At 43.4% G+C, this 26,989-nt stretch carries 19 protein-coding genes; 1 reads left to right on the forward strand and 18 read right to left on the reverse strand.

Features of this window, described 5'->3' with window-relative positions; all coding sequences use genetic code 11:
* Positions 1-289 precede the first annotated feature (289 nt).
* A complete protein-coding gene (locus tag RSX31_RS21825; RefSeq protein ID WP_315636010.1) occupies positions 290-1,357 on the forward strand; it encodes an AbrB family transcriptional regulator in 1,068 nt (355 codons plus the stop codon).
* On the opposite strand, the gene RSX31_RS21830 is transcribed toward RSX31_RS21825, so the two are convergent.
* The 18 genes from RSX31_RS21830 to RSX31_RS21915 all read right to left on the reverse strand — a co-directional run bounded on the left by RSX31_RS21830 (position 1,354) and on the right by RSX31_RS21915 (position 26,952).
* Entirely contained in the window at positions 1,354-1,809 is a 456-nt protein-coding gene (locus RSX31_RS21830) for a YueI family protein (protein WP_397548120.1), read from the reverse strand. The two genes, RSX31_RS21825 and RSX31_RS21830, sit on opposite strands and share 4 nt — an antisense overlap.
* Before the next feature lie 145 nt (positions 1,810-1,954).
* Complete coding sequence (gene argF, locus RSX31_RS21835; protein WP_315636032.1) at positions 1,955-2,905, reverse strand: ornithine carbamoyltransferase; 951 nt, start codon at positions 2,903-2,905, stop codon at positions 1,955-1,957.
* Positions 2,905-5,982 carry a carbamoyl phosphate synthase large subunit gene (locus RSX31_RS21840; protein ID WP_315636012.1) on the reverse strand — a complete coding sequence of 1,026 codons (3,078 nt, stop codon included), beginning with the start codon at positions 5,980-5,982 and terminating at the stop codon, positions 2,905-2,907. Before RSX31_RS21840 ends, argF begins: the two co-directional genes overlap by 1 nt.
* On the reverse strand, positions 5,975-7,039 hold the full coding sequence (locus RSX31_RS21845; RefSeq protein WP_315636013.1) for a carbamoyl phosphate synthase small subunit: 1,065 nt from the start codon (positions 7,037-7,039) through the stop codon (positions 5,975-5,977). Before RSX31_RS21845 ends, RSX31_RS21840 begins: the two co-directional genes overlap by 8 nt.
* Before the next feature lie 75 nt (positions 7,040-7,114).
* Entirely contained in the window at positions 7,115-8,275 is a 1,161-nt protein-coding gene (locus tag RSX31_RS21850) for an acetylornithine transaminase (protein ID WP_148995100.1), read from the reverse strand.
* Positions 8,272-9,081: an acetylglutamate kinase gene (gene argB, locus RSX31_RS21855; RefSeq protein WP_315636014.1), complete on the reverse strand. Its 810-nt coding sequence runs from the start codon at positions 9,079-9,081 to the stop codon at positions 8,272-8,274. Before argB ends, RSX31_RS21850 begins: the two co-directional genes overlap by 4 nt.
* The gene (gene argJ, locus RSX31_RS21860; RefSeq protein ID WP_315636015.1) at positions 9,044-10,273 is read right to left on the reverse strand and encodes a bifunctional ornithine acetyltransferase/N-acetylglutamate synthase; all 1,230 of its coding nucleotides are present in this window, start codon (positions 10,271-10,273) and stop codon (positions 9,044-9,046) included. The genes argB and argJ overlap by 38 nt, the downstream gene beginning before the upstream one ends.
* 14 nt (positions 10,274-10,287) lie before the next feature.
* Complete coding sequence (gene argC, locus RSX31_RS21865; protein ID WP_315636016.1) at positions 10,288-11,322, reverse strand: N-acetyl-gamma-glutamyl-phosphate reductase; 1,035 nt, start codon at positions 11,320-11,322, stop codon at positions 10,288-10,290.
* Between the two features lie 222 nt (positions 11,323-11,544).
* Positions 11,545-12,825 carry an isocitrate lyase gene (aceA, locus tag RSX31_RS21870; protein ID WP_148967210.1) on the reverse strand — a complete coding sequence of 427 codons (1,281 nt, stop codon included), beginning with the start codon at positions 12,823-12,825 and terminating at the stop codon, positions 11,545-11,547.
* A 196-nt stretch (positions 12,826-13,021) separates the two neighbouring features.
* The gene (aceB, locus tag RSX31_RS21875) at positions 13,022-14,614 is read right to left on the reverse strand and encodes a malate synthase A (RefSeq protein WP_315636017.1); all 1,593 of its coding nucleotides are present in this window, start codon (positions 14,612-14,614) and stop codon (positions 13,022-13,024) included.
* A gap of 263 nt (positions 14,615-14,877) precedes the next feature.
* Positions 14,878-16,386, reverse strand: coding sequence for a sodium/proline symporter PutP (gene putP / locus RSX31_RS21880; RefSeq protein ID WP_148995104.1), 1,509 nt, complete (start codon positions 16,384-16,386; stop codon positions 14,878-14,880).
* A gap of 1,003 nt (positions 16,387-17,389) precedes the next feature.
* On the reverse strand, positions 17,390-18,541 hold the full coding sequence (locus RSX31_RS21885) for a CamS family sex pheromone protein (RefSeq protein WP_315636018.1): 1,152 nt from the start codon (positions 18,539-18,541) through the stop codon (positions 17,390-17,392).
* Between the two features lie 15 nt (positions 18,542-18,556).
* Positions 18,557-20,563 (reverse strand): NAD-dependent DNA ligase LigA, encoded by a 2,007-nt coding sequence (gene ligA, locus RSX31_RS21890; protein WP_315636019.1) that lies wholly within the window; start codon positions 20,561-20,563, stop codon positions 18,557-18,559.
* A gap of 80 nt (positions 20,564-20,643) precedes the next feature.
* On the reverse strand, positions 20,644-22,866 hold the full coding sequence (gene pcrA / locus RSX31_RS21895) for a DNA helicase PcrA (RefSeq protein WP_315636020.1): 2,223 nt from the start codon (positions 22,864-22,866) through the stop codon (positions 20,644-20,646).
* 83 nt (positions 22,867-22,949) lie between these two features.
* Positions 22,950-23,636 (reverse strand): heptaprenylglyceryl phosphate synthase, encoded by a 687-nt coding sequence (locus RSX31_RS21900; RefSeq protein WP_315636021.1) that lies wholly within the window; start codon positions 23,634-23,636, stop codon positions 22,950-22,952.
* 166 nt (positions 23,637-23,802) lie between these two features.
* The gene (locus tag RSX31_RS21905) at positions 23,803-24,102 is read right to left on the reverse strand and encodes a YerC/YecD family TrpR-related protein (protein WP_148967203.1); all 300 of its coding nucleotides are present in this window, start codon (positions 24,100-24,102) and stop codon (positions 23,803-23,805) included.
* A gap of 19 nt (positions 24,103-24,121) precedes the next feature.
* Positions 24,122-25,159 carry a DUF3048 domain-containing protein gene (locus RSX31_RS21910; RefSeq protein ID WP_315636022.1) on the reverse strand — a complete coding sequence of 346 codons (1,038 nt, stop codon included), beginning with the start codon at positions 25,157-25,159 and terminating at the stop codon, positions 24,122-24,124.
* Positions 25,160-25,212: 53 nt separating this feature from the next.
* Positions 25,213-26,952 (reverse strand): adenine deaminase C-terminal domain-containing protein, encoded by a 1,740-nt coding sequence (locus tag RSX31_RS21915; protein ID WP_315636023.1) that lies wholly within the window; start codon positions 26,950-26,952, stop codon positions 25,213-25,215.
* Positions 26,953-26,989 lie beyond the last annotated feature (37 nt).

Here is a 26,989-nt window from a genome sequence, read left to right on the forward strand (position 1 = left end):
TCTTCACCTCCGTATATGTTCGAACACTCACAATACTATTGATAATACCAAAATTCGCTTCATTAAAGCAACTATGATAAGAGATAACGATTGTTAGGAGTATGGCTGATTCTTGTCCATACCTCCATTCATTCTACCACGAATTAGGGCTAGGATGTGCCATTTTGTGAGGGACGGACCTTGGGTGGGGGTATCACGTGGTCAAATTATAGTTAACGCATTCCATTTGCTTCCTCTCCTCCAATTGATTACCTTTAAGTAGAGTACTTATAATGAGAGGATTTTTAGAATGCATCCTATTTTATTAGCCTTTGTCGTTGGAGTTGCCGGCGGTGGAGTATTTACACTTCTACACCTCCCCCTGTCCTGGCTTCTCGGTTCTATGACTTCAGTCTTCTTCATCAATAAATGGTCGAAGCTCGATTTAGCATGGCCCTCTTACTTCAGAGATCTTGGATTGATCATTGTAGGCTATGCCATTGGCCAAACCTTTAGTCAGGAAACTATGATTGAAATCTTCAATCAGCTCCCGTCCATGCTGACGATGACAATAGCCATCATTATCTTTAGCATGGTGCTCGCCTATATCACATCGAAAATGACGGGGATCGGTCTTTCCTCAACCATTACAGGGAGTATACCGGGCGGACTTTCGCAAATGGTGGCTCTTGGAGAAGAAATGAAGAATATAGACTTAACGGTTGTGACAGTCCTGCAGGTGATACGCTTATTATCGGTCATCTTCGTTGTACCGTTTCTGGTGTTCAGTCCCCTTTTAAAAGGCGGTGGTGGATCCAGTTCCGGGAATGCTTCACTACCATTCGAAACACCCTCATTCCAGTGGGTCTTCATCTTATTCCTCATCATTGCCATTCTATCTGGGATTGTGGCTAAAAGAATCCATTTACCCACCCCTGCAATGCTGGGACCGATTTTAGTCATTGGCGGCTTCATGGTGGCTGGGTTTTCTGTACCCCAAATGCCCGATCCGTTAATAATTCTTGCTCAATTATCCCTCGGAATCTACTTTAGTTTCATGATGAATTTCTCTTCATCTAGAGAGTTGTCCAAGTTCATCCTTTGGTCTTTGTTTACTTCCGTCTGCCTGCTATTATGCTGCGCAGGCCTAAGCCTTGTATTAAGTCGCTGGCATGACATAACATTTCTTACTGCCTTTATTAGCTTGGCTCCCGGGGGAATGGCAGAAATGGCCTTAGTGGGACAAGCCGTCAACGCGGACCTTTCCATCATTACCGGATATCACTTATTTCGGATATTATTTATTCTGTTTATCATCCCAGCGATTTTGAAAGGGCTGTTCAAACTCTCATTTTTCAAAAAAGGCACACAGTATTAAAAAAGCTTGTTTTTAATCGATGAAAAAAGGCTTTTCTTTGGCTTTTGTTTCGTTTTGGCTTCAGAGTTCTTTTCATTTTTTTTCTTCACATAAATTTCCTCTTTATCAATGGCATAATCATAAGCGAGGACGAGACCTATATCGGTTTCGATCTCCTTATTGGTCACCATTGAAAACGAGACATGATACGTATCAGCGAGCTTGATGTATTTAGATAAGAAGGAATAGCTCATATTACCATTTAATAAAAGCTTCGCCTCAGGATGCTTCTTCAGACATTCCTGAACTTCCTTGTATACTCCCTTTTCCCTTACCTGACTCTGAGTCAGGGCAATGACGATTCGTTCCCGCAGGCTCCCTAGAAACTTTCTTCTTTCATCAGGCTTCGTTTGCTTCTGGCCATATATTCCATTATCCAGGTAGTCATCAATCGTTGGTTTACTCAAAACCACAAGCACCTCCAAAACGGTCTAATTACAGTTTCTCCTACACTATATGTTTACATGTGTTTGTTTGGTTCAGTCTTATTTTCTCTTATGGAAATGCTTTCAGGCAACTAAAAGGTCCGCCTCCATCCAGAAGCGGACCTTTTTAACTTTATACAAACAGTGATTGCAATATAGCCTTCTGTACATGTAGTCGATTTTCCGCTTGCTGAAATACGGCAGAACATGGCCCGTCAATGACAGCCGCTGTCACCTCTTCTTCACGATGTGCCGGAAGACAATGGAGAAATTTCACTTGTGGTGCAGCATGCTGAAGCAGCTGTTCATTCACTTGATATGGTTTGAAGTCTTTAAGACGCTTAACCGCTTCTTCCTCCTGCCCCATACTTGCCCATACATCGGTATATACGATATCCGCGTTCTTAACCGCTTCAACCTGATCGTAAGAAAGAGTAAAGCTTCCGCCGTTCATTCCGGCAAGCTCCACCGTCTTCCCGACAATTTCTTTATCGGGTTCATATCCTTCAGGACAAGAAACGACGACATCCATACCAAGCTTCGCACATAGAATCATAAAGGAGTGTGCCACATTATTCCCGTCCCCTATATACACAACCTTCAATCCTTTCAGCGTTCCCGCAAGCTCCAAAATCGTGAGAACATCCGCCAATGCCTGACAAGGATGGTACGTATCGCAAAGCCCGTTGATCACTGGCACACTCGCGTACTTGGCAAGTTCTGTAACCTTCTCAGTTTCAAACGTACGGATCATGATTCCATCCACATAAGAAGAAAGGACCCGTGCCGTATCTGCGATCGACTCTCCTCTTCCCAGTTGTATATCACGTGCATTCAAGTAGATGGCATGACCTCCCATCTGGAGCATTCCCGCTTCAAATGAGACCCGTGTTCTTGTGGACGACTTTTCAAAAATCATCCCAAGTGTCTTTCCTTCCAACACCTTTGAATAAGGATTTTTCTTCAAGTACTGAGCAAGTGATAAAAGCTCATGTACTTCTTCCGTTGAGTAATCCAACCACGTGACAAGATCTCTCCCTTTCAAGGAAACCTTTACCGGCGACGTCGAAACAATTGAATTCATCATACTCTGCTCACTCCCTGTATGGATTTTGATTGTGTCAATGGAATGGGGTTCACTTTATTCACTTTCATACTTCGAATAAAAGCCAACAGGGTCTCTGCTTCTGTTAAAACGGTGATCCCTGCTTCTAAAGCAGCAATTCTTCTATTCTTCATTTCGTCCGTTTCTTCATGACTGAAATATACAGAAGCATCGCTTGTTTTAATCCAGTCACTAAACGACGATTCCGTAGAAGTTTGATACTGTTTTAATTCTTTCTGGTCACTATCGATATAAACCGTCCCACCAGTTTCTACAGCTTCATGCAGCCCTTCAAATACTTTATACAGGGCTTCTTCAACCGTCTTACCAAGACATAATCCTTCTCCCGTTGATTTCATATTGGCCCCGAGTGTTTGATCGATCTCCGGCAGGGCATGTGATGAAAATACAGGATATTTCACTCCTACAACGTCTATTTCTGAAGGAGGGCTAAAGGCGTCTATCTTCAACGTCTCATCGCACATGATGTCTGTGGCCATATCGATTAATGAGTATCCAAGAACCTTGCTGACCACCGGAACCGTCCGGCTTGCTCTCGGGTTCACTTCCAACATGAATACTTCTTCATCCTGCAGCAAAAATTGAATATTTATGATCCCTTTGTAATGTAGGGAAGACACAATTTCCCCTGCGTATCCTTCAATCTTTCTCTTGATTTCATCTGACAGGGATTCAGAAGGGAAAATAGACATGCTGTCCCCTGAATGGACGCCTGCCCGTTCAACATGTTCCATGACTCCGGGAACGTACACTCCATCCCCGTCACCCACCAAGTCAACTTCGATTTCCTGACCTTCTTTGAATTCATCCATTAAAATAGGAAAGTACTCTGCATCCGCTTCCTGTATGAACTTCTGCATTTCGGGTTGTGTCGTTACTTTCACCATCCCTTTCCCTCCAATCACATAGGATGGACGGCAAAGAAGTGGAAAGGTTAAATGCTGTGCTACTTGTAAAGCTTCCTCCTTACTGTGGCAGATATCCCCCTTCACACGTGGTATCTCCAGTTCATCCAGCAGTTGATAAAAACATTCGCGATCCTCTACACGGTCAATGGTATCTGAAGATGTGCCAAATAATTGGATGCCCTTCTTCTCTAAAAAAGAAGCCAGGTTTAAGGCCGTTTGTCCGCCGAATTGAACCAGTACGGTATCGACTTTCTCGTGCTGGATAATGGAAAGAACCGATTCTTCCGTAATAGGTTCAAAGTACAATCGATCTGCCGTCTCATAATCCGTGCTCACGGTTTCCGGGTTATTATTCACCATGATGGTCGTGTATCCATGCTCTTTCAATCGGTGGATCGCCTTAACGGAACTGTAGTCGAACTCGACCCCCTGACCGATTCGAATCGGCCCCGCTCCAACAATCAGGACCTTCTTCTCTCCTTGTAACGGTTGAATCTCATTGTCTCCATAATAAGTAGAGTAGGCATAATTGGTGATCGCTTCGAATTCACCTGCACATGTATCCACCATTTTAAAGGCGGGCACAATTCCTTCCTCCATTCTCATTTTTTCTATTGTCGCTTCCGGTTTCCCCATTAATCCGGCAATGGTTTTATCCTCAAACCGGAATTGCTTTGCTTCTTTCAAAAGATCAGAAGTGAAGTCGGATGTTCTCAGCTTATTTTCCATGAAAACTAAGTTATTCATGATAGACAAGAACAGCTTATCGATTCCTGTCTTTTCATGAAGTGTGTAAATCGAATGGCCTCGTTTCAACAATTCCAGCAGTTCAAAAAAGCGAAGATCCGTTGGTATTCCGATCCTTTTTTCCAGCTCTTCATGAGATAAGCCGGCCAGTTCGTTATATATGTTTTCTAAGGACAGATCCAACGACTGAAGAGCTTTATAAAAAGCAGCCTCTAACGAACGCTCAATCGCCATCACTTCACCCGTTGCTTTCATCTTCGTTCCGAGCACCCGATTCGCCTCTGGAAATTTATCGAATGGCCATCTTGGAAACTTGACCACAACGTAATCAAGAGCCGGTTCAAAGCTTGCAAAAGTAGTTCTCGTCAGCGGATTGATAATTTCGTTCAACGTATAGCCAACAGCAAGCTTAACCGCTATTTTGGCGATGGGATAGCCTGTTGCCTTCGATGCCAAAGCAGAAGACCTGCTCACCCTTGGGTTCACTTCAATCACATAGTATTGGTTACTGTTAGGGTCTAAAGCAAATTGTATATTGCATCCTCCCACCACTTCCAGCGCACTGATAATATTAAACGCCGCTGTACGCAGCATATGAAACTCTTGATCTGTCAGAGTTTGAGACGGAGCGACGACGATGGAGTCACCCGTATGGACACCAACAGGGTCGAAATTTTCCATATTACAGACGGATATACAATTTCCTTTCGAATCTCTCATGACTTCATACTCAATCTCTTTGAACCCGGCGATGCTTTTTTCCACCAGTACTTGATGAATCGGGCTCGCCTTTAATCCGGTTTGAACGAGTTTACTATATTCCTCCATGGTAGAAGCTATGCCGCCGCCTCTCCCCCCCAATGTATAAGCCGGGCGCACAATGATCGGGAAGGAAATCTTTTCAGAAAAAAGGATAGCCCCTTGAAGATCATGTACGATAGCACTTTCTGCCGTTGGATGTCCCAATGTGTTCATCAAGGTTCGAAATTTCTCTCTGTCTTCCCCTTTTTGAATCGAATCCACAGAGGTCCCAAGCAGTGTCACTCCATACTTCTCAAGAACCCCTCTTTCATCCAGCTCCACTGCAAGATTCAGAGCGGTTTGACCTCCAAGATTTGCGACGATTCCATCAGGACGTTCACTAGCGATAATCGCAGTTAATGTTTTGACCGTTAAGGGCTCGCAGTACACTTTGTCGGCGTAGGTCGTATCTGTCATGATCGTCGCCGGGTTATGGTTCACGAGAATCACTTCATACCCTTCATCCTTCAGGGCAAGGCACCCTTGTGTACCTGAGTAATCAAACTCTGCCGCTTGCCCGATGATGATGGGCCCTGATCCGATTATGAGGATTTTTTGAATACTGAAATCTTTAGGCATACATCTTCTCTCTCCCTGGTTGTTTAATCGTTTGATAGAATTGTTGGAATATCCACGAAGCATCTTCCGGACCCGGACGCGCTTCAGGGTGAAATTGAACTGAAAGGATAGGCTTGCTTATATGTTGAAGCCCTTCAAGGGAACCGTCATTGACGTTCATAAAACGCGGTTCCAACCCGGTTCCTGTTAAACTGGCCCCGTTCACGACGTAATTATGATTTTGTGATGTGATAAACACCTCTCCGGTTTGGTTGTCTATGACAGGATGATTCGCTCCTCTATGACCGAATAATAATCGTTCGGTATTTCCTCCGAGTGCCAGAGCGATTAATTGATGCCCTAAACAAATTCCAAGGGTCGGAAGCTCCATGATTTTCTCCTTCAGTTTAGGTAAAAGACTCATCATTTCTTTTGGATCTCCCGGGCCGTTCGACAGCACCATTCCGTCAACATTCATTTGATCCAGAAGCTCAAGCTGATGATAGGGAATGACGGTAACAAGACAATCCATCTTTACCAGACTGGATACAATCGATTTCTTCACACCGAAATCGACGACGGCTATGTGCTTGTTTCCACTACCCATCTTGCGGATCTGAGAAAAGGCTACCTTTTCGATTTGACCTGTAAGCTTTTCTTTCGAAGGAAGCACTTCTGTATAAGAGATACACGCATTTTGAGTTCCAACATCTCGGATCGCCTTCACTACCTGCCTCGTATCCACACCTGTCATGAATGGGATCTTCCACTTTTGGAGATAGTCTTTAAGGGAAGAAGAGGCATGATAATGGGAATACAGCGCCGGTGATTGGAGCATGATGACTCCTTTCACCTGCGGCTGTGAGCTCTCGAAGTCATCCTCGTTCACGCCATATTGACCGATGAGCGGATACGTGAAAACAACGATTTGATCTTTGTAGGAAGGATCGGTCAGCACTTCCTGGTATCCCGTCATTCCCGTAAAAAACACAATCTCACCCTGAACGGGATCTTCTTCATCCATTGTAATTTCACCTATAAAGGTCTTTCCGTTTCCTAAACATAAGTAACCTGTCATGAGATCGCCTCCTACAATTGAATTTTTATTTATATTAAGGTATTTTTATACATTCATTCCTAAAAGAAAAATAGATTAGTAGACACGGGCTGATTGATGTTGTTTTAGCGTTTCCCCCAGTATGTGAAGTGCCTGATCCAGCTCTTCATAGGTGACCGTTAAAGGTGGTAATAGACGGATCACTTGAGAACCTGCCGGAAGAGTCAATAATCCATTGTTCCGCAGCTCATCGATGATTTCTTTTACTTCCATATCCAATTGGATGCCTATCATAAATCCGATCCCTTTTACCTCTTTTACGCTCCGGCATTCCTGTAGTTGATTCTTCAGCTTCTGCATAAAGTACTCAGATTTACTTTGCACTTCTTGCAGGAACACTTTATCGAAAATCGTTTCAAGAGTCGCTTTGACTGCTGCCATCGCTAATGGATTACCTCCGAATGTCGACCCGTGAGTTCCTGGCGAAAAGGAGGAAACAAGATTTTTTTTACCAATCATCGCACCTACGGGGAAACCACTTCCCAGTCCTTTAGCCGTCGTGACGATATCCGGTTGCAGGGAATAATGCTGATAAGCAAATGGAGCTCCCGTACGACCGATCCCTGTTTGGACTTCATCGACAATGAGTAAAGCATCCATCTCCTTGCACAACGTTTCTACTGCCTGTAAAAAGGAAAGAGTAGCAGGGTTCACCCCTCCTTCCCCTTGAATCACTTCCACCATGATGGCCGCAACGTCTTTTCCTTCCACGTTCGATAGAGCCTGTTCATCGTTATAAGGAAGATAGTCAAAGGTTGGAACCAACGGACCGAAGCCGCTATGAATCTTTTCCTGCCCCGTTGCGCTCATGGTCGCAAAGGTCCGGCCATGAAATGATTGCTTGAAGGTCAGGATCGTCGTTTTGCCCGTATGCTTTTTGGCTAGCTTAATCGCTGCTTCGTTCGCTTCAGCTCCACTGTTACAAAAGAAGACTGAGTCCAAGCCACTTGCGGAAGCAAGAAGTGAAGCTGCTTCTTCCTGCAGCGTAATCGGAAACAGATTGGATACATGCCAAAGTTTATCCAACTGTTTTTCAAGAGCCTCTTTAACAACATAAGGAGAGTGACCTAAATTACAAACCGCTATACCTGAAATGAAATCCAAATAGGATTTCCCATTTTGATCTTGAACAACCGTGCCTTTTCCTGAAACCAATTCAATATCCAACCGATTATAAGTAGGAAATAAATGACTCATACTGCCTTGACCCCTCCTCCTTCTGTTATACGTGTGCCCAGCATCTCTCCGTCTTGAATGATCGTGTCCTGACACCCGACGATCATTACTTCTTTAATGTTAAGCTGCAGAACCGACAGGGCTGCCTGCACCTTTGGAATCATTCCGCCATGGATGATTCCGGTTTCTATATAATGAAGGATCTCATCCTTTGTTACACGTGAAACAATTTCCCCTTCTTTTAAAATTCCGGGAACGTCTGTGACAAAGACCAGTTTCTCTACTTCCAGGGCTTCTGCTATGGCTGATGCAGCCAGGTCTGCATTCACATTCAGCTTTTCACCATTATTTGTAGTGGCTAGGGGAGCGATAACAGGCACGTAGTTCAGAGAAAGCAGATTATTTAACAGGGTGAGGTTAACTTCTTCAATTTTGCCTACATAACCTAGAGATCCTTCATCCAGGATGCTGGCCTTTAACAAATGGGCATCGTATCCGCTTAATCCGATTGCGTTTATCCCTGCCAGATTGAGTTGATGGGTTAACTCGCTATTCACCTTGCCTTTCAGCACTTGTTCAACGACTCCAAAAACCTTTTTGGTGGTTTTTCGATGGCCATTGATGAAGGTGGATTCGATGGCCAGTTTTTTCAGCATAGCCGTAATCTCAGGACCTCCTCCGTGAACAAGTACTACATGGTAGTGCTGCTGAAGATCTTTTATACTTTTATAGAAAAGGGATGAGAGCTTAGAAAGGACACTTCCTCCCAGTTTGATTGCAATCACTGGCTTATGTTCGATAACTTGCATTGATTTTGACGTAATCATACGTAAGATCGCACCCCCAGGCTTTTCCTTTTCCTTCTCCTCCATGCAATCCGACAGATATGATCACATGTTCAGCTTGCATATACTGACTTACACCTTCTTGATTGAATGGCTGAGGAGTACCATTCGAAAACACGAGTGTCTCTCCAATATAAATGTCACATTGATGGGGCTCAATCGTCACCTCACTGTGTCCCATGGCACCGACGATCCTTCCCCAGTTTGGATCCCTGCCAAAGAGTGCCGTTTTGACTAAATTGGATCCGACGATTTTTTTTGCCAAAATATTGGCGTCTTGATTGGACTGAGCACCTGTGACGTTCACTTCTACGAGTTTGGTTGCTCCTTCACCATCCCGGGCAATCTGTTTGGCCAGATCTTGACATACGTGAATTAATCCCTCTTGAAAGTGATTCCAATCAGGATGGTTCTCATGCAATGTGTCATGCTCTACCATCCCGTTTGCCATCGCAATGACCATATCATTCGTAGACGTTTCTCCATCTACAGTGATTTGATTAAAGGATTGATCGATCGCTGTTTTAAGTGCTTTTTGCAGGACGGTGGATGAAATCGATGCATCCGTTGTAATGAATCCAAGCATCGTCGCCATATTTGGATGAATCATGCCTGATCCCTTCGCACATCCTCCGATCGTGACCGTTTCTCCCTCTATTTTCACTTCATAGCATGAAGTCTTTTCGATAAGATCCGTCGTTAGGATCGCCAGTTGAAAAGATTGGGCACTCTCCTCTGTTGAATCGACCTCGATTTCGTTGCAGCCCTTTTCAATCTTCTCCATAGGAAGCCACTCACCAATGACACCTGTCGAAGCAACGGCTACGTACTCTTCCGGAATTTGAAATCGTTTGGCCGTCCACTCCCTTGTTTGATATGCATCTTTTAATCCTTGTTCACCCGTACAGGCATTTGCGATCGCACTGTTCACCACAATCGCTTGCAGAGTGTGAGATTTCAAGATGCTTTCTTGTGTGACCTTTAGGGGAGCAGCCTGAAAGTGACTTTGCGTATAAACCGCTCCGACTTGTGCAGGCTTTTCACTGTATATGACCCCGAAGTCTTTCTTAGCGTATCGAAGACCGGTATGCATCCCCCCTGCCTTATACCCGAGAGGTGAAAGAATCGTTCCTCCCGCTATGTGTTGAATAGCCTTTTCTTTTACTAGTTTCATTGATTCTCCCCCTCTTATGGATAAATTGGATAGTGATAGAGTCCTGTCGTTTCGTCCAACCCCAGCATGATATTCATATTTTGAACCGCCTGGCCGGCAGCTCCTTTTAGCAAGTTATCGATCACAGACACAATCGTGACCCGATTCGTCCGCGAATCCACTTTTATCGCGATATCGCAGAAATTCGTCCCGAACACTTCTTTTGTACTTGGGAACTGGCCAACAGGACGAATCCTGATGAAAGGATGTTTCTCGTAATAGTCCTGGTAGATGTTGTGCAACTGAGCAGTGGTGTATGTGCTTTTCAATTCCGTATACATCGTAGCCATAATCCCGCGGGTCATGGGAATAAGGTGTGTCGTAAAGGTAATCGGTCCCGCTTCGCTGCTCCATTCCTGCAATTGTTGCTCTATTTCAGGAGTGTGTTGGTGTTGATGAACCTTATAGATTCGTAGATTCTCCTGAGTCTCTGAAAAGTGACTGGATTGAGTCGCTTTTCTCCCTGCTCCCGATAATCCCGTTTTGGCATCGATAATGATGGAATGGGGTTCTATAAGCTCATGATGGAAAAGCGGAGCCAATCCCAGTAGGGTGGCTGTCGGAAAGCAGCCTGGGTTCGCGATCAGTTCCGCCTCTTGAATGGATTGTCGATTGCATTCTGTGAGGCCATACACCGCTTTCTGTAGAATATCTGTAGATGCAGATTCCCCTTTGTACCACTCTTCATATTCTTGAGGCTCCTTCAAACGCAAGTCCCCTGAAAGATCGATCACTTTCGCCTTTTCACCGAGAAGCTTATGGGATAATTCCTTCGATACACCGGAAGGAACAGCCAAAAAAACAAAATCAAGCTGCTTCATTTCCTCGATATTAATAGGATTCACTACTTCATGTGACAGGTTAAAGAGGTGTGGATATTGATTTGCATATGGTTCCCCATCCAAAGAAGATGAATACAAAATACAATTATCTACATTCGGATGATTTGATAACAATCGATGCAACTCCACTCCACCATAACCCGTACTACCAACAATACCAACATTCATAACTAATCACCACACAGATTAAATTTAAATTAGCTCTAATTATATGTATGTATATTAATAAAATCAATAGTATATTTATAAATAAATTCTATAAAGTTAAACTATTCACAAATTTGCATCGATAGTACTACATTGCGGATCACCTAAAGAAAGGTCCGTCCCTCAGGGGATAGCAACCCCCGAGGGACGGACCTTCATTTATATTTTTATGCCATTTAATTTTTAGAATTGAGCAGCCTCTGTTGAACCTTTAAGGGCTGTTGTAGATGATGTTCCACCTGAAATCACCATCGATACTTCGTCAAAATAGCCTGTTCCTACTTCGCGCTGATGTCTCGTAGCTGAATAGCCATATTTCTCGCTGGCGAATTCCGCTTCTTGAAGCTGGGAATAAGCAGCCATCCCGCGCTCTTTGTACCCTCTCGCAAGCTCGAACATGCTATGGTTCAGGGCGTGGAATCCTGCAAGCGTTACAAACTGGAACTTATAGCCCATTTTTCCAAGCTCCTTTTGGAACTTAGCGATCGTTTCATCGTCCAGTTTCTTCTTCCAGTTAAAGGATGGTGAGCAGTTATACGCCAATAATTTCCCTGGATGTTCAGCATGAATCGCCTCAGCAAATTGGCGGGCTTCTTCAAGACTCGGTTCAGATGTTTCACACCACACAAGATCTGCATAAGGAGCATAAGCCAAACCTCTTGCAATCGCCTGATCCAAGCCCGCTCTTGTACGGAAGAACCCTTCAGGAGTGCGTTCCCCTGTAATGAACTGCGCATCGTACGGATCAACATCGCTCGTAATTAAATCTGCGGCATTCGCATCTGTACGGGCTACGATTAATGTTGGTACACCCATTACATCTGCCGCCAGACGTGCTGAAATTAAATTCTTCACTGACGTTTGTGTCGGCAGTAATACTTTACCTCCCAAGTGTCCGCACTTCTTCTCAGAAGAAAGCTGATCTTCAAAGTGGACGGCTGAAGCCCCCGCTTCGATCATACCCTTCATGAGTTCAAATACATTAAGCTGTCCTCCAAAGCCAGCTTCTGCATCGGCTACAATCGGGACAAACCAATCGATCGATTCATCACCTTCAACATAGTGAACCTGATCAGCACGCTGAAGAGCCTGGTTGATTCTTTTCACGACGGATGGTACAGAGTTCGCCGGGTACAGACTTTGATCGGGATACATTTGCCCGGCAAGGTTAGCATCCGCCGCTACCTGCCATCCGCTTAAGTAGATCGCTTTCAAACCGGCTCTGACTTGTTGGACAGCCTGGTTTCCTGTCAAGGCACCAAGTGCATTGATATAATCTTCTTTGTGAAGAAGATTCCATAGCTTTTCAGATCCGTGCCGGGCAAGTGTATGCTCTATATCAATTGAACCTCTTAAACGGATGACATCTTCAGCTGAATAAGGTCGAGATACCCCTTGCCATCTTTGATCCATCTCCCAATTCTCCTGTAGTGCTTTTACGCGCTCGTTATTTGCTTTTACCATTAATAATCTCTCCCTTTTGTTTTTTGGTTTTGATTCTAAGCATTAAGCTAATTTCTTTGGTGAAGTTGTATTTATCCGATGTGCAGTTAGTTTGAGGTCCGTCCCTCTATTCACTGCAGAGGTGATTAAATATAGTAATCAGGCTTGTGTATTCAACCTATTTTGCTTTGACGATACTTTTTGCAGGTCCGTCCCTCTAAAGGATTCGGTAGCCCGGGATCGTGAGGAAGTCTGTGAATTGTTCGTTCTGGATGAGTTGATCGAATAGCTGGACGGCTTCTGAGAACCGGCGATTTTTGTACTGTTCTTCTCCCAATTGGCTTTTGAGTTTGGTCAGTTCTTCTTGCTTCAGCTGCTCATAGAGATCGATGGTGATGTTTCGCCCGTCGTCGAGTATTCCTTTCGGATGACGGATCCATTGCCATAACTGAGCCCGGGAAATTTCAGCCGTTGCCACGTCCTCCATTAAGTTGTGGATCGGTGCTGCCCCTTGCCCGCTCAACCAGGAAGAAATATATTGAATACCGACGTTAATGTTTAATCGGACACCTTCTTCTGTTATCGTCCCTTGAGGAACTTCAAGAAGATCCTGCTCAGACACTTCCAAATCATCTAATGTTTTCTCTGCAATTTGGTTATCATGTTTCATTTCCTGATTGAAAACGTCCATGGCAACAGGTACGAGACCAGGATGAGCTACCCATGTGCCATCATGACCATCCCGCGCTTCTCTTTCTTTATCTGCTCTCACCTTGTTAAACGCTTCTTCGTTTTTAACAGGATCATTTTTAACAGGGATCTGAGCTGCCATTCCTCCAATTGCTGGTGCACCTCTCCTGTGACAGGTCTTAATCGTGAGCAAAGAATACGATCTCATGAATGGTGCTGTCATCGTCACCGTTGAACGGTCAGGCAGGATCACATCTTTTTGTTCCCTAAGTTTTTTAATATAGCTGAAAATATAATCCCATCTTCCACAGTTCAATCCTGCCGAATGCTCCTTTAATTCATAAAGGATTTCATCCATTTCAAATGCCGCTGTGATGGTTTCAATCAGGACCGTTGCTTTGATCGTTCCTTGAGGAATCCCGATATATTCCTGAGCAAATATAAACACGCCATTCCAGAAGCGCGCTTCCTCGTGACTTTCTAATTTAGGTAAGTAGAAATAAGGGCCTTTGTTCGTTGAGGTTAAATGAGTTGCATTATGAAAAAAGAATAATCCAAAGTCGACAAGGCTTGCTGATATCGATTTCCCATCCAATTCGATATGTTTCTCTTCCAGATGTAATCCTCTGGGCCGAACAATTAGTACGGCATGTTCTTTGTTTAATTCATAACGCTTCCCATTCGGATTCGTGAAGTCAATTGTTTGATGTACTGCATCTCTGAGGTTGATATGTCCTTCAATGAGGTTCGTCCATGTAGGTGAAGTGGCATCTTCAAAGCATGCCATGAAACATTTTGCGCCTGAGTTCAATGCGTTAATGACCATTTTCCGGTCAACAGGTCCAGTGATCTCTACTCTTCTATCCTGTAAGGCTTGAGGAATCGGACTCACTTTCCATTCACTTTGTCGAATCGAATCTGTTTCAGTTAAGAAGCGAGGAAGTTCCCCTCCATTGATCCGTTCCTGCAGTTTCTCTCTGTTGTGTAACAGCTCTCTCCGTTTTGCTCCGAATCGGCGCTCCAGTTGTTCTAAAAACTGCAATGCTTTCTGGGATAAAATTTCATCAAAGCCTGGCTGAAGTTCACCAGTTACCTTGATACCAACCATTTTTGTAGACATTAAACACCATCACTCCTTAGCAGTATTAAACAAATCACTATTGTTATAATACAGATTATTTAGCATGTTTGTATTATATAACAGAGTATTTTAATTTGGAACAACTTTCTGATAATTTTCTTTCGACAAATTTCGTAACACTATCAAAGAGGACATTCATCACAATTTCTCCTTTCTTTAAAAAAATAAAGCACAACAAAAAAGAGGTCCGTCCCTCAGCCACTTTTAAGTGACGAGGGACGGACCTCTTATCGATATTGTCATTATTTTACGATGTCTTTGGCAACTGCTTCGTCGAATTCAGCTTGGATCTCAGCACTTGGTTGTGGTCCAACCTTACTGAAGATCACGATTGCCAGCATAGCAAGGAAGAATCCTGGAACAATTTCATACAGTTCGAATGGAATAACTCCCGCTGCAGTCAGCTGTTTCCAAACAACGACTGTTATAGCACCAGTGATCATACCAGCTAAAGCACCGTTTCGTGTCATACCTTTCCAGTAAAGTGACAACAGGATGATTGGTCCGAATGCGGCACCGAATCCGCCCCAAGCGTAACTTACCAGATCTAGAATCTTCGTACCGCCGCCATTGGCAGGGTTACCTTGAATGGCAAGCACGATCGCGATGAATGCGATTAGAAGCACTCCGATACGACCTACCCATACAAGCTCGTTGTCAGAAGCATTCTTACGGATGATCGCTTTATAGAAATCCTCCGCTAGTGCACTGGAAGAAACGAGTAATTGGGAATCAATTGTACTCATGATAGCAGATAGAATCGCTGCTAACAGAATTCCGGATACCCACGGGTTAAATAGAACATCTGTAAAGAAGATGAATACTTTCTCAGAATTATCAACATCACCTGTGATTAATGGCATATCAGCGAAATAGGCGATACCAGAGAAACCGACCAGTACAGCACCAATCATTGATAACGTCATCCAGCTCATACCAATCCAACGTGCCTTTGGTACATCTTTAGTGGATTTAAGTGCCATAAAGCGGGTAATGATATGCGGCTGACCGAAGTAACCAAGTCCCCATGCAAGGAGTGAAATGACTCCCATAACCGTCATCGTGTTCATTGTGTCCAGATTCGCCGGGTCTACAGAACGAACAGCATCAACTGTAGCATTCCATCCACCTAACTCTGCGATCGCAACGATTGGTGTAATGATCAATGCAAGGAACATTAGAATACCTTGTACGAAGTCAGTCCAACTTACTGCTAAGAATCCTCCAAGGAATGTGTAAGAAATGATTACTGCTGCACCAATCCAAAGTGATTGATTGTAAGACATTCCGAACGTTTCCTGGAATAATAGCGCTCCGCCTACAAGACCTGAAGATGTGTAAAAGGTAAAGAATACCAAGATGATAACTGCTGAAATGACACGAAGGAGACGGGAACCATCTCTAAAACGATTTTCAAAGAAATCCGGAACCGTAATAGAATCGTTTGCTACCTCCGTGTAAGCGCGTAGTCTTGAAGCAACGAATCTCCAGTTTAAATAAGCACCAATTACTAACCCAATACTTAACCAGATCGACCCTAAACCAATTGCATAAGCAAGGCCGGGCAGTCCCAGTAATAACCATGAACTCATATCTGAAGCACCAGCACTTAATGCTGCTACCCCCGGTCCTAAACTACGTCCTCCAAGAACGTAATCCGATAAATTACTTGTTAATTTGTAAGAAATAATACCGATTGCGAGCATTCCAACTAAATATACGATAAAGGTGACTAAAGTAGCTATATCCATTGTGTAGTTAGCATTCTCCTTTCAATAAATTTGTATTGCTTTTCGTTAGGTGCTTAATCTAACTTTCGAACCATGCTAAAAGACATGTCGAATTGTAAGTCCAACAGTTCTTTACCCCATGCATACGGGTTGTAAACTTATTCACTCAATAATGTTTGAAAAAGTTTATTCTGCGAAGCGACGTTCCGTAACAAGTTCACAACGTTATTAATAGTAACATACATTCACAAGGTTAACAGACAGAATTTTCTAAATACATTTACCTATATGAATAATTATTCATATTAAGTGCATATATTTTTATAAAAGCGCTTTTTTAGCTATATCTATTCATAAAAATTTATAAAATTAAGTTACTTTTCGTTCATAAATCCGTCGAGATTACAGTTATTTCACTAACGTTAGCATCATTATTTTGCAACAAATGATACATTCATATACATGATGAGACGGTGGGGAATAGAAAATTTCATGGATGGCTTTTTGAAACTGGTTAATTGTCGCTGATGCAGATAGGTCATTTCTCTGTAAAAGCCAAACAAAAAAGCCTGAGATTCCCCAAGCTTTTTACCGATTACATTTTGTCCTCCAATTTCTTCACTCTCTTTTCTAATTTCTTGTTTTGTTCAAGAAGGATCATGACAATCGAGAAAGCCCCTCCGGCTAAAACAAATGCGATTATTTCCATCAGCCTTTTCCCCTTTCCTGTCTTCAATCTATATATGCATTACGTATATCCGTCACACTTGGTTTCGTTTTTTGTAAATATCGTGAAGTACATGACGATGGGAGGATCAGGTTTATCGACCGTTATTGAAATTTATCAACCTTTATTCAGTTTTATCAACCTTTAAAAAGATTTATCGACCGTATTTTCAATATACCAACCTTATTTTCATTTTATGAACCGTTCTACAGGATCCGACTAATTTCTGTGATACCTCTACAGTCCTATCCCTCAACAAAAAAAGAACTAACCTATAAGATTAGTCCTTTTCCTCTTTTATTCATAAATGTGCAAATACGTTTCTTTACTTCCAGGCTTCTTCACGATCAGAGCTTCCGGTCCATAGGACGATGACACGAGGAGTTCCACATCCCAGGTGTCTGGTGTCTGCTTGCTGATCATGCCGGAAAGATGCTGTGCAAATCCGATGGTTTCAGCTTTTCCTTGGAAGGACAGTGCTACCTCGAATTTCATATTGGACAGCTTTTGGTTTTGGTATAGTGCTTGTCCCGTCAGACCCGTGTAAACAGGAAAATATTTTTCGATATCCGTTTTCAGCTCGTTAAATACTTTGTAATCGTTTGGATGATTCTCCTGTGCTTCCGGAGAAGGGAATAAGTAGAAATCTTCATTGATTCCTTCCCAGTTTTGGATGCTGCTTTCGTTTGCTTCAACGGTTGTGTAGGCGAAGAAATGGCCAGGCACGACCTGTTCCTTTGGAGCCTGTTTATAAAGCGAGATCATGATCGGAACGTTTTGAAGTTCTTTTTTCTGACGAAGACGTTTGAGGACTTCGTCGGCAATTCTCGCTCCTTGTTCCTTTAAGACTTCATTGCTAATGTTTTTGACTGTTCTTGTGCCAGATGAGAGATTGGTTTCATACTGAACAGAATTCAACGACAGCGCGATTGCTACTCCACCCAGATGGACCTTGTTGTCTTCTTTTTTCATTAAGTAATTATGTTCAATCACATGGGCTAAGTAGATTGGTGCGTTCTCACCCTTTGTCTGGACAGGGTTGAGCCCCACATTCTCAGATTCTTGAAGTCCTTTTTCTTCCAGCTGTTCGCTTGTATATTTTCGTTGAAGCCAGCTATCAACTGTTTTCTTCGTGAGGAATTGGCCCTCTTTGAAGAAGTATTCATCCGTTGAGAAGCGATTTTGGGCTACCCTTAGCAAGCCCGTTTCGATTTCATTGATATCATATCTTGATCCTAAATCATTGACGACGACTCCACGGGTTTTACTCGTTTCATACGGAAGCATCGTCTTGTAGTATTCCTTGGATATCTGGAAGCTTGGAATGATCGCTTTTTTTGCTTCGCTATCTTGATTTTCCTGAACGACCTGATCCTGCTTTTCAAATGTCGGAGCACAGCCCCCTAATATCAATAGTGCGGAGAGAGCGACCGAAATCCCTTTTTTCATTACTGGTTACACCTCTTATCGGTTAAGTTCTTCCATCAGCTTGTCCTCATCCCATACTTCGATGTTCAACTCATTTGCTTTCGTAAGTTTTGATCCCGCTTCTTCCCCTGCGATGACAAGATCGGTTTTCTTACTGACACTGCCAGTGACTTTCCCACCTAGCAATTCGATCTTTTCTTTTGCTTCATTTCTGCTTAATCGTTCAATTTTTCCGGTTAACACAATGGTTTTCCCTGCAAAATAAGAGTCGACTTCACTTGCAGCTACCGGCTTCGGTCCTTTGTATTCAAGATTGACACCGGCAACCTTCAATTCCTGGATCAGTTCTTTCACTTCATCATTTTCAAAGTAGGCCACAATGGCATCTGCCATTTTATCACCGATTTCGTTTACATTGGTCAGCTCTTCTTTGCCCAAGTTCATTAACTTGTCCATTGATCCGAACTCTTGAGCCAATGTTTTCGCCGCTTTTGCTCCAACATGACGGATCCCAAGTCCAAAGAGCAATTTTTCCAGAGAATTGGCTTTTGAGGCTTGAATGGCATCCAATAGATTATCTGCGGATTTTTCACCCATTCGTTCCAGTCGAAGAAGCTGCTCTCGCTCTAAACGGTATAAATCTGCCACATCTTCAATCAATTTCTCCCTGAATAACTGACTGATCACTTTTTCTCCGAGACCATCGATGTTCATGGCGTTTCGGGATACAAAGTGAATCAGACCTTCCCGGATCTGAGCAGGGCATTTAGGATTGATACAGCGAAGGGCGACTTCACCTTCAAGTCTGACCAGCTCACTTTCACATTCAGGACAATGAGTGGGCATATGAAATTCCTGTTCGTCACCCGTCCTCTTGTCTTCTAATACGTTAACCACTTCAGGGATGATATCACCGGCTTTTTTTATAACGACATGATCGCCGATTTTAATATCTTTTTCTCTAATAAGATCTTCATTATGAAGGGACGCGCGTTGAACGGTTGTACCAGCGACACGGACCGGTTCCAAAATCGCTGTCGGTGTCACCACCCCGGTACGGCCTACGCTTAATTCAATCTCTTTTAACACAGTTACCACTTCTTCAGCAGGGAACTTGAATGCAATCGCCCAGCGTGGACTTTTCGCAGTCGTTCCGAGCTGTTTCTGCTGCTCCAGTGAATTGACTTTAATCACGATCCCGTCAATGTCATATGACAGATTCGGACGTTGATCGGTCCATTTGCCGACAAAATCAATGACTTCTTCAATTGTCGCACATTGCTTCCGTTCAGGATTCGTTTTAAATCCGAGACTTTCTAATTTATCTAACCCTTCACTGTGAGAGTCGATCCCTGTATCTCCAACATCCGCTAATGCATATAAGAAGAGATCGAGATTTCTTGATGCTGCGATTTTAGGATCGAGCTGACGGAGGGAACCTGCCGCTGCATTGCGGGGATTGGCAAAAGGCTCTTCCCCTTTTTCATCTTTGATCTTATTTAACGCTTCGAAGGAACCTTTAGGCATAAAGGCTTCTCCACGAACTTCAAAGGAAATCTTTTCAGAAATCTTCAATGGAATGGAACGGATGGTCTTTAGGTTCGATGTAATATCTTCTCCTATCGATCCGTCTCCCCTTGTCGCCCCTTGAACGAAGACGCCGTCTTCATAACGAAGAGAAACAGCCAGCCCATCGATCTTCAGCTCACATACATAGGAAAAATCATCTCCAATGGCTTGACGGACACGACGATCAAAGTCCCGGAGATCCTCTTCATTGAAGGCATTCCCCAAGCTGAGCATCGGCGTCCGATGTTCCACTTTTTCAAATGCGTCCAATATCGCTCCTCCTACACGCTGAGAAGGTGAATCGGATGTTTTTAGATCAGGAAATTGATCTTCCAGTTCGATGAGTTCTCTCAGCAGCTGATCATACTCAGAATCGGGAACTGATGGTTTATCAAGAACATGATATTCATAGTTATACTGATTTAACAGTTCATGTAGTTCGTTTATTCGTTTTCCGGCTGATTGTCGATCCATTTCCACAACCCTTTCTTGCTAAAGTGTTCAGATTGATTGAGTTTAAGCCGGGAGTGAACTACCCACCCGACTTTAGATTGTTACGCTTTTTCTATAGGAGCGAATTTGGCAAGCAGACGTTTGATTCCCATCGGACTCGGGAACGCAATGTCGAGCTCTACGCTGTCTCCGGATCCTTTCACACTAACAACCGTCCCTGTACCCCATTTCTTATGCTGTGCTTTGTCCCCTACTTGCCATGCAACAGACTCACCACCGGTTGTCATTTGAACCGGTCGTGAAACAGGCTTACGCGGGGCAGGACGAGTTGGTGCTTTCGCTGATTTCCCGAAAGGTGTGAAGGCACTCTTCTTCTCTGCCATCACGTCATCCAGCAATTCAGCTGGAATCTCCTGAATGAATCGGGACACAGGATTCATCTTCGTTTGCCCGAAGAGTGTTCTCATTTGAGCATTTGTTAAATAGAGCTGTTCTTCTGCACGGGTGATCCCTACATAAGCCAGACGGCGTTCTTCTTCCATCTCATCTTCTTCCATAAGGGAACGACTGTGTGGGAAAACCCCTTCCTCCAGCCCCATCAGGAACACGATAGGGAACTCAAGACCTTTTGCAGCATGAAGGGTCATCAGAATGACCGAGTCTTTTGGCTGATCATCTTCATCAAGCTTATCAATGTCCGCTACCAATGCCAGATCCGTTAAAAATGCGACAAGACTCTTGTCATCGTTGGACTGCTCGAAGCTTTTGGTTACAGACAGGAACTCGTCCAAGTTCTCCAAGCGACTTTGAGACTCAATCGACTTTTCTGCTTTTAACATATCGATGTAACCGGATTTCTCCAGTATTTCTTCTACGAGCTCGGTTACGGACAGATATTCCTGCATGGCCGTATAGCCTTTCACCATTTCCTTGAATTCTATGACGGCTTTCGTTATTTTCGGACTGAGCCCGATAAAATCCGCTTCTTCCAACGCTCTGAACATGGAAATATCATGATCCTGTGCATAACGGGCAATTTTGTCTACAGAGGTTGCCCCTACGCCCCGCTTCGGAACATTAATGACACGTATTAGGCTGATGTCATCATCCGGATTCGAGATGAGTCTCAGGTAAGCTAATATGTCTTTGATCTCTTTACGGTCATAGAACTTGATGCCGCCGACGATGGAGTATTCAATATTTGATTTTAAAAGAACTTCCTCCATCACACGGGACTGGGCGTTTGTTCGATAAAGGATGGCGAAATCGGAATATTTCCTCTTACCGCTTTCCGTCATTTCTTTGATTTTACCTGTCACAAATTGAGCTTCGGTCTGCTCGGTATCCGCTCTGAAATACGAAATCTTTTCACCATCATGATTTTCTGTCCAAAGATTCTTCGGTTTACGATTCGAGTTCTTTTGGATCACTTCATTCGCCGCCTGCAGGATCCTCTTCGTTGAACGATAGTTTTGTTCAAGGAAAATAACGGTTGCTCTTGGATAATCCTTTTCAAAAGAAAGGATATTGGCAATGTCCGCACCGCGCCAGCGATAAATCGATTGATCGGAATCCCCGACTACACACAAGTTCTGAAAGCGGGAAGCCAGCAGTTTCACGAGCATATATTGAGCTCTGTTCGTATCCTGATACTCATCGACATGGATGTATTGGAACTTCCTTTGATACAACTCCAGGACTTCCGGTACACGCTGAAACAGTTGAATCGTCGTCATGATGAGATCATCAAAATCCAACGCCTGATTCTTACGTAAACGCTTCTGATATTCTGTGTACACATCAGAGACAACTTGATCGTAATATCCCCCTACCTGTTTGGATAATTCTTCGGGAGTCGTCAGCTCATTCTTCGCAGAGCTGATGGATCCCAAAAGCGAACGGGGATCAAATTTTTTCGGATCAATATTTTTTTCTTTTAAAATCGCTTTAATCACCGACTGCTGATCGGTAGAATCAAGAATCGTAAAATTACGGTTCATCCCGATCCGGTCAATATCACGTCGCAGGATTCTTACACACATGCTGTGGAAGGTCGAGATCCAGATGTTATCAGAAGCTCCACCCAGTATGTTATGAATACGATCCTTCATCTCTCTCGCTGCTTTATTTGTAAAGGTAATCGCTAAAATATTATAAGGATTGACCCCTTTTTCCACCATCAGATACGCTATTCGATGCGTCAATACTCTTGTCTTACCGGAGCCTGCCCCTGCCATGATCAGTAACGGCCCTTCTGTCGCCTTCACAGCTTCTGCCTGCTCAGGATTCATTCCATTCAACAATCGATCAGTCAAAAATTGCATATTCTCACACCACCATAACGAACGTACGTTCTATATTTGTATTTCATTATATCCTACTTAGGGACGGACCTCCAGTTTAATCCTTATCCCTTCACTGCTTTTACTGTTTTTAACGCTTCCTTCAAATTGTCATATACAGCATTTCCTATTACGACAACATCTGACACCGCAGCCATTTCCTTCGCCTGTTGGACGGTTTTAATACCGCCACCGTAGAATAATGTTGTGTTTTCCAGTGAATCTCTTACCTCTTTCACCGTTTCAACATTCCCATATGTACCACTGTACTCCAAGTAAAAGATTGGCAGGTTGAACATTCTTTCTGCCATCATGGCATATGCTGCCGCGTCTTCACTTGAAATATCTGTATCGGCCTCCGTAACCTGTGCCGCCTTACAGTCTTTGTTTAATATACAATATCCTTCTACAAGGATTTCATCCCAATTCATGATTTCCCCATATTCCTTTACAGCCTGGTGATGCAATCCTGTCACCCAATTCATGTTCGAACTGTTCATCACCATCGGAATGAAATATAAATCGAAGCCCGGAGTAATCGACTCCAAATTAGATACCTCCAGAATACAAGGAACAGTATATCGTCTCACCCGTGCCATCAAATCAAGAACCTTTTCAAGGGTTACACCGTCCGTTCCCCCTACAATAATGGCGTCAGTCCCTGATTCACATATAGCTTCTAAATCTCCATCATCGATTGTCTTATTCGGATCTAGTTTAAATACATGGCTCCACTTTTGGACATCATACATGCTTTGTTCCTCCATTCATACATCCATCTAACGTATTATATCATTTGTAAGAAGGAGCCGCATCACCTCGTCTATTGTTAAAGTTTGTATGAGTCGAAGGAGCAGACAGATGAAATCCCCACACAAAAACAAAGACCGCTCATCATGATGACAGCGGTCCCTTCTATTATTTTTCCCCCTGATGCACACGATCCAATACCAGTTCGTAGGCATCATTTCCGTAGTTTAAGCAACGCTTCACACGAGAAATGGTTGCGGTGCTTGCACCAGTTTCTGTTTCAATCTTATGATAGGTTTTCCCATCCTGCAGCATGCGAGCTACTTCAAGGCGCTGAGCAAGAGATTGAATTTCATTGATTGTGCAAAGGTCATCGAAGAAACGATAACATTCTTCAAGATCTTGTAGAGATAGAACAGCATTGAATAACTGATCCAGCTCCTTGCCTCTTAGTTTATTTATTTGCATAAAAAGACTCCTTTTTCATCTATTCTTGAAATGATACAGACCCGGCCAAGCCTTCAGAACTTGGAATGATATTGATCCACGTAGATCCTTTTCTCAAACTGACAGGTTTATTATTTTCAAAAGGAAGGATTCTGCCATCTACGTTCTTCCACTGAACTTCCCGGAGTTTTCCTTCTTGGATCAGGTACGCATTCCCGCCTGATTCAAAATCAATGTTTCGTCTGCCTGCATCGTCGACTATTTTATGAGACGCTTCCACTATAAAGAGATTTTCTACTAAAACAGGGTCTTTGGAATCGTAATCGATGGTCTGTTCACCATTTGAGTAACGCTCGTATTTGCCCTCTTCTTCGTTGAAATCATACACTACGTTAAACAGCGGATTATTGTTATATGAAATCATGACAGATCGGGATACTTCTCCGCTTATCGGCCCCTTATCACTAAAGTTTAATGATTCCGGCGGACGTTCCATATCAAAATCGTTCTGCTCCGCTCCCTCTTTGATATGCTCAAAGGAGATATAGGAATTATGAGGAGCCTTACGGAAGCTTGCACGCTTGAACAGCGTTCCATCATATTTCATGCCGTTTATATTGTCAATGAAACCGCTGGTCAGCATTTCCTGTGCTTCTGGACTATATCCATGGGCAACATATAGACTATCATATCCTTTGGCAAGCTCCACATAGTAATCTCTGGCACTTCGTACAGGACCGATTTCTTCAGGCTTTTGGCTTTGATATATGGCCAGGAATCGAGTGACATCCCCTTCTGCCAGGACTTCATACACAATGTCTGCTTTTGAAAGGCCTGATTGGGGACGCGCCTTAGGGTGATTATTCACCATGACAGCAACCGCTCGCGCCGTGGATTCTTTCTCTTGTACCTCACCTGTTAACGGTGATTGGTTTTTCTCTTCCGTTTCTACGTCTGTCTCTTCTTTCACAACTGGAGTTGCAGCTTCTTTATCAGATTCTTTCTTTATCTCTTTATCTGAACTACATGCGACAAGTGTAAACGAGCTTAAAGCAATGATCAAAGCTCTTTTCAGCATGTTTTTAGACACCCCTATTTATATAGAAATCTTTTTCCTTATACTTTACTATTTTAACGCATTATCGTTGGAAAGAGTACCGTTTTCTTCATTACATCATAGATTCCCTTTTGTGTCATCCGTATATAAGGCAGATGAGTCGACTGAAGGAACAGTAAGGTATAAATGGGATCCGAGAATCGATATCCTCTTTCTTTTAACAAACCTTTAAGTGTTTTTTCTTCTTCAATAAGCTCCGGCATCTCTTTATGAGAGAGCAGGCCGCTTAATGGAAGTGGTATTTCGTGAATGACTTCACCCTTCTCTGTCAAAACAATTCCGCCTCCGATTTCCTTCATCCGTTTAAAGGCAGCTATCATATCAGACTTGTTCTTACCAATTAGAATGATGTCCCCTGTATTTGAATAGGAGGAAGCAAAGCCCATGACACCCGTTGAGAATCCTTTGATCATTGTGCTGATTCTCCATTCTCCCTTTCGATCCAGCAGCATGAGGAACGATTGATCGTGATTAAGATCCAGCTCCTCCGTAGATGGATTGATGGATATGGAATAAGGCTTGGTAATGACATCGTTCACCATTTCAATTCCAAAGGGCATGGAAAACTGAAGATCATCGTGGCCCACTTCCCAATTCAGGGATAATGGTTTAAATCCGTTTGTTTCCCAATTTATTTCAGTGGAATCTTCTATTTGCTCCCCATCTCTCTGTACCCACTCCCCTTTTGAGAGGACGGACTTAGGAGTTGGGTCATCTATTGCCGAAAGGAAGTTAATATTAGCCACTCTGCCTGTAGCGATCATCCCATGCAAATGAGTGATGTGATAGTAATTGGCGACGTTGTAGCTAGCCATATTATATGCTTCGATTGGGGGTATGCCCTTATCGATCGCCATTTTTATCATGAAATCCAATACACCTTGTTCATAAAAGCCTGGTGTCGATCCGTCCGTTGTAAACAGTAATGAATCATACGAATCGATGCCCTTTTCTTTTAACCCGTCTAATAGAACCGGCAAATCCGGCCGGATGGAGGAATGACGCAATGTGACGGTCAGCCCTTGAATAAGCCGCTTATAGACGTCTCCTCCGGTCATGGCTTCATGATCACCATCGATCCCCAGTAAGCCAAGCTTGGCAATGGTTTTGTCAGATGCTCCTGGCAGATGTCCTTCAACGACCTTGCCCATTCTCTTCGCTTCCTGCATCCAGTGGAGAATCAGATCATCTCCTTGAAGCAGTCTCGGCCAGGCGGTCAACTCTCCTCCTTGAAGCACGGAGTCATGTTCCAGCCATGATTTTACTTCACCATTGGAAAAGGTTACCTCTTCATTCTCCATCTCCGTTTGAGAATCGAATCTTGTCCACCAATACATAGTGACGGGCATTTTATTAAAATCTCCCAATAAAGAAAACGCTTTCTTTTTTTCCAATTGCAAAAACATCATCAGGTTATCATTTACGAATGTCGTTGTACCGGTTTGGGATGCATACTTGGAAAAGGATTGGGGATTATAAAGCTGAAACGGATGTACATGCGGTTCGATATATCCGGGAACGAGGTACTGTGAGTCACAGTCCACTATTTCGCAATTCTCAAGGTTTTCCGGGAGCTGATCGCCTGTATAAACAATTCGATCACGGTAAACCCAAATGTGTCCCTGCACCCATTTCTTTAGAGTCGAGTGAAGGTACGTTGCATTCTTTAAAAGGATGCCCGGAGAAATTTCTCCGTTCAGTACTTGTACATGTTCTCTTAGTTGTTTGTTCTTCCATCTGTAGCGCTGTTCCAATGTGAACACTCCTCTAGTGGAATGGTATTAGTTTAAG

It is taken from the genome of Rossellomorea yichunensis (assembly GCF_032337515.1).
GTDB lineage: Bacteria > Bacillota > Bacilli > Bacillales > Bacillaceae_B > Rossellomorea > Rossellomorea yichunensis.